Below are 13,017 nucleotides of genomic sequence, written 5' to 3' on the forward strand. Positions count from 1 at the left end.
ACGAAGGCATCCCGCCGGTCGACTAGCGGGTCGCGCTTTCGGCCACGGCGGGCGCTATCGCGGCGCGCACGGCTTCGGCGAGCGTGGCGGCCCGGCGGTCGGTGAACACGTCCTCGAGCATCACCGCGCGCCCGTCGGGCCCCGTCAGCGGCACCCGCCAGTTGGGGTATTCGTCGGTGGTGCCGGGCTGATTCTGGGTCCGGCGGTCACCGACGGCGTCCGTCAGCGCCACGCCCAGCAGCCGCGACGGCGTCCTGCCCAGATAGCGGTACAGCGCCACGACGACGCGCTCCGGGTCGTCGTCGCCGTCCTCAAGCAACCCGACCCGGCGCAGCTCGGCCAGCCACGCCGCCAGCTCCGTTCGGTCGGCCTCCAGCTCCTCGTCGACGGGGCGGGTCAGCAGCCCTAATGAATCACGCAGCCGCACATGGTCGCCCGCCAGATAGCCGGCGGTCGGCGGCAGATCGTGCGTGGTGACCGAGGACAGGCAGTACTCGCGCCAGCGCTCCGCCGGCAGCGGGCCACCGGTCCCGTCGCGGTCCAACTCGAACCAGAGGATCGAGGTGCCCAGCAAGCCCCGCAACAAGAGGTAGTCGCGCACCCACGGCTCGACCGTGCCGAGATCCTCACCGACGACGACCGCGCCCGCGCGGTGCGCCTCCAGGGCGACGATGCCGATCATCGCTTCGTGGTCGTACCGCACGTAGGTGCCTTCGGTGGGCGAGGCGCCCTGCGGGATCCACCAGAGCCGGAACAACCCGATGATGTGGTCTATGCGCACCCCGCCGGCGTGCCGCAGCACCGCACGGATCAGCGCGCGAAAGGGCCGATACTCGTGCTCATCCAACCGATCCGGTCGCCACGGCGGCTGCGACCAGTCCTGGCCGAGCTGGTTGAACTCGTCCGGCGGCGCGCCCGCGGTCACGCCCAGCGCCAACACATCCTGCAGCGCCCAGGCGTCGGCACCATTGGGGTGCACCCCGACGGCCAGGTCGTGCATGATGCCCAACGACATGCCGGCCCGGATCGCCTGTGACTGCGCCGCGGCCAGCTGCTCGTCGAGCTGCCACTGCAACCACCGATGGAAATCGATTGTGTCGGAATGCTTTTGGACGAAGGCCGCCACCCCTGACGCGTCCGGGTGCTGCAACGCCTCGGGCCAGGAATGCCAGTCGTCGCCGTGCTTCTCGGCCAGCGCGCACCAGGTGGCGAAGTCGTCCAGCGCGCGGCCCTCCCGGTCGCGGTATGCCGCATAGGACAACTCGCGACCCGCCGACCGCGGTTCTTGGTGCAGTAGCCGCAGCGCCGCCCGCTTGGCCGCCCACGACGCGTCGCGGTCGATGGCGTCGACGTCGCCGGCGCGCTGCTGGACCTCGGAGCGCAGCCGCCGGACCCGGCTGCGCTTGGTCAGGCCGGCGAACTCGGGAATCGCCTCGACATGAAGATAAATCGGATTGACGAAGCGTCGCGATGTCGGCAAATACGGCGACGGCTCCATCGGCTTGGTCGGGGCCGCGGCGTGCAGCGGATTGACCAGCAGGTAGTCGGCGCCGTGCCGGGAGGCCGACCACACCGCGAGGTCGGTCAGATCGGTCAGGTCGCCGACGCCCCACGACTGCCGCGACCGCACGCTGTACAGCTGCGCGGCCAGGCCCCACGCGCGCCGGGCGCCGAGCCGCTCGGGCAACCCCAGCCAATCCGGCGTCACGATCAGCGCGGTGCTGGTCTCGGCGTCACCGGAACGCAGATGCACCCGGTGATAGCCCAGCGGCAGGTCGGCGGGCAGCAGGAAGCTGGCCTCACCCACCCAGCGACCGTCCAGGTCGAACGGCGGGGTGAAGTTGTCGACCTGTGCCACACCGCCGCGCACGGTGCCGTCTTCGAGCTGCAACCACACCTCGGCGGGATCCCCATGGGTGACATGCGCCCAGAACCGGATCTGCTCGCCGGTACGCCCCACGATGGTCGGCGGCAGTTGGCGCGCCCAGTGCGACCGCAGCTTCGCGGTCAGCGCGACGTTGCGCTCTTGCTCGTCGTCGGCCGCCACACCGAGGGCACCCAGCACCGCCTTCAACGTCGCCTCGGCCACCCGCACCCGTCGGCCCGACCAATCCTCGTACTCGGTCGCGACGCCATATCTGCGGGCGAGTTCGATCAGCGACGGAGCGAGTTCAGTCATGACGTCATCTTGCTGCCCGGATTCGGCGGGCGGCGACTCGGACCCGGGGCGAGTTGGCGCATTCTTTGCTGGGCGGTCGCCCGCCATTCATTTGAGGCCACTGCCGGCAATGGCTTCGCGCGCTCGACAGGACGAGCGGGCCCGCGGCGATTACGATGCCTTGAGGAGATCACCAGGCTCCGCTCGGCTCATCCATGGGGGAACGAAACTGCCAGTTCAGTGGCGCGCGTCGGGACCGCCTCTCCTGGCGGCCCGCAGCGGTGGACGGGGCCGGATTCGGGTGCATAAACAGATGTAGAAATGAATGCGCTCCGGCGCCGCGTGGCGAGGTCCGCGCAGGTGCCTTAACGTTGTCATGTAATTCGCGCTGGATCGGTCAAAGGACGATATCCAGGCGCTTCAGCAGACCGGATGGTGAATAAGTGGCGGAAGAGAGTCGCGGGCAACGCGGGTCGGGGTACGGCCTGGGGTTGTCGACCCGGACCCAGGTGACCGGCTACCAGTTCCTTGCGCGCCGCACCGCGATGGCGCTGACCCGGTGGCGCGTCCGCATGGAGGTCGAGCCGGGACGGCGGCAGAACCTGGCCGTGGTGGCATCGATCTCCGCCGCGCTCGTCATCTGCCTGGGCGCGCTGCTCTACTCCTTCATCAGCCCGGCCGGACAGATCAACGAGTCACCGATCATCGCCGACCGCGACTCCGGAGCGCTGTACGTCCGCGTCGGCGAGAAGTTGTACCCCGCGCTGAACCTGGCCTCGGCGCGCCTGATCACCGGTCGGCCGGACAACCCGCACCTGGTCAAATCCAACCAGATCGCCAGCCTGCCGCGCGGCCCGATGGTGGGCATCCCGGGCGCGCCGTCGAGCTTCCACCCGACCAGCCCGGCCGCGTCGTCGTGGTTGGTCTGCGACACCGTGGCGAACTCGACCGGTGCCGGCGCCCCGTCCGGTGTGACGGTGACCGTCATCGACGGCAACCCGGATCTGAGCAACCACCGGCGGGTGCTGACCGGCTCGGACGCGGTGGTGCTGAACTACAGCGGGGACGCGTGGGTGATCCGGGACGGGCGCCGCTCACGCATCGACGGGTCCAACCGGTCGGTGCTGCTGCCGTTGGGACTGACCCCCGAACAGGTCAGCATGGCCAAGCCGATGAGCCGCGCCCTCTACGACGCGCTGCCGGTCGGGCCGGAACTGACCGTGCCGCAGATTCAGAACGCGGGCGCGGGGGCGTCGTTCCCGAACGCGCCCGGCCCGATCGGCACGGTGATCGTCACCCCGCAAATCAGTGGGCCGCAACAGTATTCGTTGGTGTTGGCCGACGGCGTGCAGACCCTGCCGCCGTTGGTGGCCCAGATCCTGCAGAACGCCGGACCGGGCAACACCAAACCGGTGACCGTGGAGCCGTCCGCGCTGGCGAAGATGCCGGTGGTCAACAAGCTCGACCTGTCGTCGTACCCGGACGCGCCGCTGAACGTGATGGACATCCGGGAGAACCCGGCGACCTGCTGGTGGTGGCAGAAGACGTCCGGTGAGAACCGGGCCCGCGTGCAGGTCATCTCCGGCGCGACCATTCCGGTCGAGCAGAAGGACGTCAACCGGGTGGTGTCGCTGGTCAAGGCGGACACCACCGGGCGCGAAGCCGACCAGGTCTTCTTCGGGCCCGACTACGCGAACTTCGTGGCCGTCACCGGAAACGACCCGGGAGCCAAGACCACCGAATCGCTGTGGTGGCTCACGGACGCGGGCGCCCGCTTCGGGGTCGACGACACCCGCGAGGTGCGAGAAGCGTTGGGCCTCAAGACGAAACCGGGCCTGGCGCCGTGGGTGGCGCTGCGGCTGCTCCCGCAAGGGCCGACGTTGTCGCGGGCGGATGCGCTGGTGGAGCACGACACGCTACCGATGGATATGTCCCCAGGAGAGTTGGCGGTACCGAAGTGAAACGTGGATTTGCGCGGCCGACGCCGGAGAAGCCTCCGGTAATCAAGCCGGAGAACATCGTCCTCCCGACGCCGCTGAGCATCCCGCCGCCGGAGGGCAAGCCATGGTGGATCGTGGTGGTCGGCGTCGTGGTGGTCGGTCTGCTGATCGGCATGGTCGCCATGACCTTCGCCAGCGGCTCGCACGTGTTCGGCGGCGCCGGCTCGATCTTCCCGATCTTCATGATCGGTGGCGTCGCGATGATGATGTTCGGCGGCCGGTTCGGCGGCCAGCAGCAGATGAGCCGCCCCAAGCTGGACTCGATGCGCGCCCAGTTCATGCTGATGCTGGACATGCTGCGCGAGACCGCCCACGAGTCGGCCGACAGCATGGACGCCAACTACCGGTGGTTCCACCCGGCGCCCACCACGCTGGCCGCCGCGGTCGGGTCGTCGCGGATGTGGGAACGCAAGCCCGACGGCAAGGACCTGAACTTCGGCGTGGTCCGCGTCGGCGTCGGCATGACCCGCCCCGAGGTGACCTGGGGTGAGCCCCAGAACATGCCCACCGACATCGAGCTGGAGCCGGTGACCGGCAAGGCGCTGCAGGAATTCGGTCGCTATCAAAGCGTCGTCTACAACCTGCCCAAGATGATCTCGGTGCTCGTCGAGCCCTGGTACTCGCTGGTCGGAGACCGCGAGCAGGTGGCGGGGCTGATGCGGGCGATCATCTGCCAGCTGGCCTTCTCGCACGGGCCCGACCACATGCGGATGATCGTGGTCAGTTCCAACGTGGACGAATGGGACTGGGTGAAATGGCTGCCGCACTTCGGTGACCCGCGCCGCCAGGACGCCGCGGGCAACGCCCGGATGGTGTACAGCTCGGTGCGCGAGTTCGCCGCCGAGCAGGCCGAATTGTTCGCCGGCCGTGGTTCTTTCACGCCCCGGCACGCCAGCTCGTCTGCCCAGACCCCGACGCCGCACACCGTGATCATCGCCGATGCCGTTGACCCGCAATGGGAGTACGTGATCAGCGGCGAAGGTGTCGACGGGGTGACGTTCTTCGACCTCACCGGCTCGGCGATGTGGAGTGCGGTCCCGGAGCGCACCCTGCGCTTCGACGAGAAGGGTGTGATCGAGACCCTGCCCCGCGACCGCGACACCTGGATGGTGATCGACGAGAAGCCCTGGTTCTTCGCGCTCACCGACCACATCAGCACCGCCGAGGCCGAGGAGTTCGCGCAAAAGCTGGCGCGCTGGCGGCTCGCCGAGGCGTACGAGGAGATCGGCCAGCGGGTGGCGCACATCGGCGCCCGAGACATCCTGTCCTACTACGGAATCGACGATCCCGGCCGCATCGACTTCGAGGCGCTGTGGGGCAGCCGCAACGACACGATGGGCCGGTCGCGGTTGCGGGCGCCGTTCGGTGTTCGCTCCGACAACGGCGAGCTGCTGTTCCTGGACATGAAATCGCTGGACGAAGGTGGCGACGGCCCCCACGGTGTCATGTCCGGTACGACCGGTTCGGGTAAATCCACCCTGGTGCGTACCGTGATCGAGTCGCTGATGCTCAGCCACCCGCCGGAGGAGCTGCAGTTCGTGCTGGCCGACCTCAAGGGTGGGTCGGCGGTCAAGCCGTTCGCCGGCGTGCCGCACGTGTCCCGGATCATCACCGACCTGGAAGAAGACCAGGCGCTGATGGAGCGCTTCCTGGACGCACTGTGGGGTGAGATCGCCCGCCGCAAGGCGATCTGCGACAGCGCCGGCGTCGACGACGCCAAGGAATACAACTCGGTGCGCAGCCGGATGCGGGCGCGTGGCCAGGACATGGCCCCGCTGCCGATGCTCGTGGTCGTCATCGACGAGTTCTACGAATGGTTCCGCATCATGCCGACGGCGGTCGACGTCCTCGACTCGATCGGCCGGCAGGGCCGCGCGTACTGGATCCACCTGATGATGGCGTCGCAGACCATCGAGAGCCGTGCCGAAAAGCTCATGGAGAACATGGGTTACCGGTTGGTGCTGAAGGCGCGTACCGCCGGTGCGGCGCAGGCCGCCGGCGTGCCGAACGCGGTCAACCTGCCCGCCCAGGCCGGTCTGGGCTACTTCCGCCGCAGCCTGGAGGACATCACCCGGTTCCAGGCCGAATTCCTGTGGCGGGACTACTTCCCGCGCGGGCTGACCGACGACGGAGAAGAGGCGCCGGCGCTGGTGCACAGCATCGACTACGTCCGTCCGCAGCTGTTCACCAACTCGTTCACCCCGCTGGAAGTCAGCGTCGGGGGACCCGAGGTCATCGCGCCCGCCATCCCCGCCGACGGCTTGCCGGTCGAAGTCGAGGGCGGCGATGACGACGACGCCGAAGGGATCAGGACGCCCAAGGTCGGTACCGTCATCATCGACCAGCTGCGCAAGATCGACTTCCAGCCCTACCGGCTGTGGCAGCCGCCGCTGAACCAGCCCGTCGCCATCGACGAACTGGTGAACCGGTTCCTCGGCCGCCCTTGGCAGCAGGACTACGGCACCGCTCAGGACCTGGTGTTCCCGATCGGGATCATCGACCGCCCCTTCAAGCACGACCAGCCGCCGTGGACGGTCGACACGTCGGGCCCCGGCGCCAACGTGCTGATCCTGGGCGCCGGTGGTTCGGGCAAGACGACGGCGTTGCAGACGCTGATCTGCTCGGCGGCGCTGACCCACACGCCCGAGCAGATCCAGTTCTACTGCCTGGCCTACAGCAGCACCGCGCTGACGACGGTCGCCCGCCTGCCGCACGTCGGTGAGGTGGCCGGCCCGACCGACCCGTACGGCGTTCGCCGCACGGTGGCCGAACTGCTGGCCCTGGTGCGGGAGCGCAAGCGCAGCTTCCTCGAGTACGGGATCGCCTCGATGGAGGTGTTCCGGCGGCGCAAGTTCGGCAACGAGCCCGGCCCGGTCCCCAACGACGGGTTCGGCGACGTCTACCTGGTGGTCGACAACTACCGGGCGCTGGCCGAGGAAAACGAGGTGCTGATCGAGCAGGTCAACGTGATCATCAACCAGGGCCCCTCGTTCGGGGTGCACGTGGTGGTCACCGCCGACCGCGAATCGGAGCTGCGGCCGCCGGTGCGCAGCGGTTTCGGGTCCCGGGTCGAGCTGCGGCTGGCCGCCGTGGAAGACGCCAAGCTGGTGCGTTCGCGGTTCGCCAAGGACGTTCCGGTCAAGCCGGGTCGCGGCATGGTCGCGGTCAACTACGTGCGCCTCGACGCCGACCCGCAGTCCGGTCTGCACACCCTGGTGGCGCGGCCGGCGCTGGCCAGCACGCCGGACAATCGGTTCGAGTCCGACAGCATCGTCGAAGCCGTCAGCCGGATCGCCAGCGGCCAGGCGCCGCCGGTGCGCCGACTGCCGGCCACCTTCGGCGTGGAACAGCTTCGGGAGCTGGCCGCACACGACACCCGTCAGGGCGTCGGTGCGGGCGGAATCGCTTGGGCCATCTCGGAATTGGACCTGTCGCCGGTGTATCTCAACTTCGCCGAGAACGCGCACCTGATGGTGACCGGCCGGCGCGAGTGTGGGCGCACCACGACGCTGGCCACCATCATGTCCGAGATCGGGCGGCTGTACGCGCCGGGAGCGACCAGCGCCCCGCCGCCGCCGGCGGGCCAGCCCTCGGCCCAGGTGTGGCTGGTCGACCCGCGCCGTCAGCTGCTGACCACGCTCGGCGCCGACTACGTGGAGAAATTCGCCTACAACCTCGATGGCGTGCAGGCGATGATGGGTGAACTGGCCGCGGTCCTGGCCGGCCGCGAGCCGCCACCCGGGTTGTCGGCCGAAGAGTTGCTGTCGCGCAACTGGTGGAGCGGACCGGAGATCTTCTTGATCGTCGACGACATCCAGCAGCTGCCCGCGGGCTTCGATTCGCCGCTGCACAAGGCCGCCCCCTGGGTGACCCGGGCCGCCGACGTCGGCCTGCACGTGATCGTCACGCGCACGTTCGGTGGTTGGTCGTCGGCCGGCAGCGACCCGATGTTGCGGGCCCTGGCCCAGGCCAACGCCCCGCTGCTGGTGATGGACGCCGACCCGGACGAGGGATTCATCCGCGGCAAGATGAAGGGTGGCCCGCTGCCCCGTGGTCGAGGCCTGCTGATGGCCGAGGACACCGGTGTGTTCGTCCAGGTCGCCGCGACCGAGCTGCGCAAGTAGGGCCCGAGTAGGTACCGGCCGCTGCGCCGGGGCTGACCGGTCACACCGGGGAGTCAGCCCCAGCGCAGCGGCAATTCCTTGAGCGCGAAGCTCTTCGACGGGTAATTGATGACGGGGGAGTAGCCCTCGGGCAGCTCGAAATCCGGAATCTGGGTGAGCCATTCCGCGACGATCACCGTCAGCTCGATGCGCGCCAGGTGAGAGCCCAGGCAGCGATGCGGTCCGCCGCCAAAGCCCCAGTGGCGGTGGACTTTTCCGTCCATGTTGAGCTCGTTGGTGGACATCGCGTCGCTGTCGTCGCGATTGACCGCGGCCATACACAGCCGCACCGACGTGCCCGGCGGCAGCGTCATGCCGCCGACCTCGACGAACTCGGTGGTGACCCGCGGTGCCACCGGCGCCGACGGCTCGAGGCGGACGATCTCCTCGATGAAGACCCGGATCTGCTTGGGGTTGTCGCGCAGCTCCTTGCGCAGCTGCGGTCTGCGGGCCAATTCGAACAGCGAGAACCCGATCGCCGCGGTCACGGTGTCCAGACCGGCCAGGATCAGCAGATGGGTCATGCCGAGCAGTTCGAGGTCGGTGAAGTTGCCCTTGCCGGTGATCACCTGCGACAACATGTCCGACTGCGGGTTTTGCCGGCGCTGCGCGATGACGTCGGCCAGGTACGCCAGCAACTGCTCGGATTTCTCTATGTCGCTCTGAGTGACGAAGGGCTTGTCGCTGACGACGGCGTCCTTCCAATCGATGAGCCGGTCACGATCCTCGACCGGCAGACCGTAGAGGTCCAGGAACACCTGAAACGGGTAGAGGTTGGCGAAGTCTGCCATCGCCTCGCACTCGCCCCGCCCGGCCAGCGCCGCGATCATCTCGCTGGCGTGGCGCTGCAGCACCGGGCGTGACTTGCCCAACGCGTGCGGGCTGAAGTACGGCTGCAGGATCTGGCGGTAGCGGGTGTGTTGCGGCGGATCGTAAGCCAGCGGCAGCACCGGCAAGGGGTGGCCGGGCGGCTGCAGGATCGTCGACGAAAACACCTTGGTGTTGCGCAGGGCGGCCAGCACATCCTCGCGGCGGGTGATGTAGTAGTGGCCGTTCATGAACACCACGGGTCCGGCGTCGCGCAGCGTCTTCCAACCCAGACCGCGGTCCTCGGTCATCGGCAACGTGGCGAAATCAAGCCGGGGCAGGTAGAACGACCCTTGCTGGCCCTCGCTCATGCGCTTCGATCTCCGGTTGTCTGTCTTGGATGAAATAGCTCCGACGCGAGTGCGTCAATGTCGGAATTCGTCGATACCAACACCTGGCGGCACATCAATATTGCATCGGTTCGTCAATATTGCATGCGGGGCAACGGAACACGGATCCGCCCGCCCGGGCTGAACCGGGTTTGGGCGCGAAAGCGATCGGCGATCACCTCCGACACTGTACCGACCGACTAATCTGGGGACCGCACCGTGAAGTGCGAGCTCGCCTGCTTGCGAAGACGTTTACGGCCGCGCCGTGCCGGCTAGGGAGGAAGCCTCGTGAGGGTTCGTCTGGACCAGTCGAAATGTGTTGGCCACGCCCAGTGCTACGCCGTCGACCCAGACCTGTTCCCGATCGACGAGTCCGGCTATTCGATCCTCGAGGAGCACGAAGTCAGGCCCGAGGACGAGCAATCGACACGCGACGGCGTCGCATCGTGCCCCGAGATGGCGCTGATCCTCGAAGAGGACTGACGCCTCGACCGCCCGAGAAGACCGGGCGGTGCCGCCGTGGGCGTTAAGCAAACGGCGAGTGAACAATCCATTGCCGTGTATGAACTCCCGCCGACCGGGAATGAACAGTGGCTGGCCATTGATGAACAGGTGCCTTTGCGTGTCGGTGTTTGCTTCATAACGAACTAATCTCAGTGCCGGGCGGCAGTTCGGGCACACGCGAGCTGTCGCTCGGTTGCTGATAGCGGGAGATTAGCCGAGGCAGAAGGTGCATGTCTTTCCTGACCAGACATCCGAGAAGCGCGGTGGCAGACCAGCTTTGCGGACGCGGTCCACTGGTCAGCATGCGCCGGCCCGCCCGGCTGATGGGGTTGCGGGGCGAAGGGGCTCCGTTGGTGACTCCCGTGGGTGCAGCGGCCAACCGGTGGCGTCGTCTACAGAGCCGTGACCACGGCCACCACTGATTCCTACGTGACAGCCGAGATCGCCTGCGGTCCCGGCCGACTGAGGAGGACACGGTGTTTGACTTCGCGGCGTTACCGCCCGAAATCAATTCCGGTCGCATGTATGCGGGTCCGGGGTCGGGGCCGATGATGGCTGCCGCCGCCGCCTGGGACGAGATTGCGGCGGAATTGGGTGTAGCGGCCAGCGGCTACAACTCGGTGGTCACCGAGCTCACCAGCGGGCCATGGGTGGGACCGGCGTCGATGTCGATGGTCGCGGCGATCACCCCGTTCGTGAGCTGGCTCACCGCCATGGCCGCGCAGGCCGAGGAGACGGCGGGGCAGGGCCGGGCCGCCGCGGCGGCCTTCGAGGCGGCGTTCGCGATGACGGTGCCGCCGCCGGTGATCGCCGCCAACCGGGTGCTGTTGGCCACCCTGATCGCGACGAACTTCTTCGGCCAGAACTTCCTGGCGATCGCGGCCACCGAGGCGCAGTACATGGAGATGTGGGCGCAGGATGCCGCCGCGATGTACGGCTACGCCGCATCGTCGGCGACCGCGTCGGAGCTGGCTCCGTTCGCATCGCCGCCGAACACCACCACCCCGGACGCGGAATCCGACCAGGCCGCGGCGGTCGCCAAGGCCGTTGCCGAGCCGGCGGGCAACACCGCGCAGACGACTTCCCAGCTGGCTTCCCCGCAAGCGTTGTCCGCCAGCACAACTCAAGTGGCGACCCAAACGAGCGCGGCCACCTCGAATCCGGGACTGCTCTCGAGCACACTTCAGAACCTCTTGGATTCGGGGCTACCCACCCCGGACAACAACTGGCTGGGGCTCAATCCCACGCTCTACACCGTGCTGCTGAAACAAAACACCGGTCTTGGCTATTTCTCGAACGGCATTGTGGCCTTCTGGTCGCAGCTTGCCCAGCAGTTGGTTTCCGGTCCCGGTGGTAGCACGGCCGGTGCCAGTGGTGCCTGGTATCCCACGCCGCAGTTCGCCAGCCTGGGCCTGGGCAACCTGGGCGGTGTGGGCCACGTGAGTGCGATCTCCGCGGGCACCGGACAGGCGGCCCGGGTCGGGATGCTTTCGGTGCCCCAGAACTGGGCGACGCTGACCTCGTCGGTCACCCCCGCGGCGCTGTCCGAGGAGGCTACTCCGATCGAGGCGGCGGGTGGAGCGAATTCACCGGCCAACGGGCTGCTGCGCGGCATGCCGGTCGGGTCGGTCGGGCGGCGCGGCGCGGCCGCCGGGTACGTCAACAAATACGGGTTCCGCTACAGCGTGCTGACCCGGCCACCCTCGGCCGGATAACCACCAGCCCAGATGAGTCCCACGGAAGGGGAAGGAAGCTAGATGTCTTTCGTGACCACGCAGCCCGAGGCGTTGGCAGCCGCCGCGGGCAATCTGCAAACCATCGGCTCAACGCTGAGCGCCCAGAACGCCGCCGCCGCCCCAACGACGGGGGTGGCGCCGGCCGCTGCCGACGAGGTGTCGGCGCTGACGGCGGCGCAGTTCGCCGCGCACGCCCAGATGTACCAGGCCGTCAGCGCGCAAGCGGCGGCGATCCACGAAATGTTCGTCAACACCCTGAGCACCAGCTCCGGGTCCTACGCGGTGACTGAGGCGGCCAACGCGGCCGCGACTGGTTAAGGAGTCGATGATGTTGGATTTCGGAGCACTTCCGCCGGAGGTCAATTCGGCGCGGATCTATGCCGGTCCGGGTTCGGAGTCGTTTACCACCGCGGCGTCGGCGTGGAATGCGATTGCCGCGGAGTTGCAGTCGGCCGCGTTGAGTTACCAGAACGTGGTTACTCAGCTGTCGAGCGAGGAGTGGACGGGGACCGCCTCGGCGGCGATGGTTCAGGCGGCGGTCCCGTATGCGGAGTGGTTGAGCATCACGGCTGCCCAGGCCGAGGAGGCGGCCACGCAGGCCAATGCCGCCGCGGCGGCGTTCGAGACGGCGTTCTCCTCGGTGGTGCCCCCGCCCGTGATCGCGAGCAACCGGGCGCTGGTTCAGCAGTTGATCCAGACCAACGTGGTGGGGCAGAACACCCCGCAGATCGCGCAGCTGGAGGCGCAGTACGGGGAGTACTGGGCGCAGGACGCGGCCGCGATGTACAGCTATGCGGGCCAGTCGGCCACGGCGACGAAGGTGACGCAGTTCCAGAAGGCGCCGGAGGTCACCAACCCGTCGGGTCAGGCCACCCAGAGTGCGGCGGTCACCAACGCCACGGCCAACTCCACGGCGACCAACACGTCGAAGACCCTGCAGTCCCTGGCGCAGCCCGCGGCGCAGACGACGACCAACGCCACGACCCAGGCCGCGACGCAGGCGACCACGGATCCGCTGTCGGAGCTGTGGTTCCTGCTGACCGGGCAGACAAGCCTGCCGACCAGCCTGGGCTCGGCCGTGAACGGCTACAGCCCCTTCGCCAGCCTCTTCTACAACACTGAGGGTCTGCCGTACTTCAGTACTGGTATGGCCAACACCTTTACGCAGATCGCCAAGTCGGTCGGTGCGATCGGTGGGGCGGCTCCGGCGGCGGCCAAGGCGTTGCCCGGGCTGGGTGGTCTGGGTGGGATGTTGGGTGG

Annotated in this window: 8 protein-coding genes; 6 read left to right on the forward strand and 2 right to left on the reverse strand. The window is 68.1% G+C overall.

What is annotated here, in order from left to right; all coding sequences use genetic code 11:
• Positions 1 to 22: 22 nt before the first annotated feature.
• On the reverse strand, positions 23 to 2,179 hold the full coding sequence (gene malQ / locus A5622_RS19720) for a 4-alpha-glucanotransferase (RefSeq protein ID WP_066880716.1): 2,157 nt from the start codon (positions 2,177 to 2,179) through the stop codon (positions 23 to 25).
• A 422-nt stretch (positions 2,180 to 2,601) separates the two neighbouring features.
• Between malQ and eccB the strand changes: the two genes are divergently transcribed.
• A complete protein-coding gene (gene eccB, locus A5622_RS19725; protein ID WP_066861415.1) occupies positions 2,602 to 4,119 on the forward strand; it encodes a type VII secretion protein EccB in 1,518 nt (505 codons plus the stop codon).
• On the forward strand, positions 4,116 to 8,282 hold the full coding sequence (gene eccCa / locus A5622_RS19730) for a type VII secretion protein EccCa (protein WP_066861418.1): 4,167 nt from the start codon (positions 4,116 to 4,118) through the stop codon (positions 8,280 to 8,282). Before eccB ends, eccCa begins: the two co-directional genes overlap by 4 nt.
• 53 nt (positions 8,283 to 8,335) lie before the next feature.
• Here eccCa and A5622_RS19735 read toward each other — a convergent pair whose 3' ends face one another.
• Positions 8,336 to 9,499 carry a cytochrome P450 gene (locus tag A5622_RS19735; protein ID WP_066861421.1) on the reverse strand — a complete coding sequence of 388 codons (1,164 nt, stop codon included), beginning with the start codon at positions 9,497 to 9,499 and terminating at the stop codon, positions 8,336 to 8,338.
• A gap of 306 nt (positions 9,500 to 9,805) precedes the next feature.
• Here A5622_RS19735 and A5622_RS19740 point away from each other — a divergent pair, with 306 nt between their 5' ends.
• From A5622_RS19740 to A5622_RS19755, 4 genes are all read left to right on the forward strand, one after another.
• Positions 9,806 to 10,000 (forward strand): ferredoxin, encoded by a 195-nt coding sequence (locus A5622_RS19740; RefSeq protein WP_066861425.1) that lies wholly within the window; start codon positions 9,806 to 9,808, stop codon positions 9,998 to 10,000.
• 497 nt (positions 10,001 to 10,497) lie between these two features.
• Positions 10,498 to 11,736 (forward strand): PPE family protein, encoded by a 1,239-nt coding sequence (locus A5622_RS19745; RefSeq protein ID WP_066880718.1) that lies wholly within the window; start codon positions 10,498 to 10,500, stop codon positions 11,734 to 11,736.
• Positions 11,737 to 11,778: 42 nt separating this feature from the next.
• Entirely contained in the window at positions 11,779 to 12,075 is a 297-nt protein-coding gene (locus A5622_RS19750) for a PE family protein (protein ID WP_066861431.1), read from the forward strand.
• 7 nt (positions 12,076 to 12,082) lie between these two features.
• Positions 12,083 to 13,017, forward strand: a 935-nt coding sequence (locus tag A5622_RS19755; protein ID WP_066880726.1) for a PPE family protein, incomplete at its 3' end; no start/stop codon positions are given.

The organism is Mycobacterium sp. 1245801.1 (assembly GCF_001673055.1).
Taxonomy (GTDB): Bacteria; Actinomycetota; Actinomycetes; order Mycobacteriales; family Mycobacteriaceae; genus Mycobacterium; species Mycobacterium europaeum_A.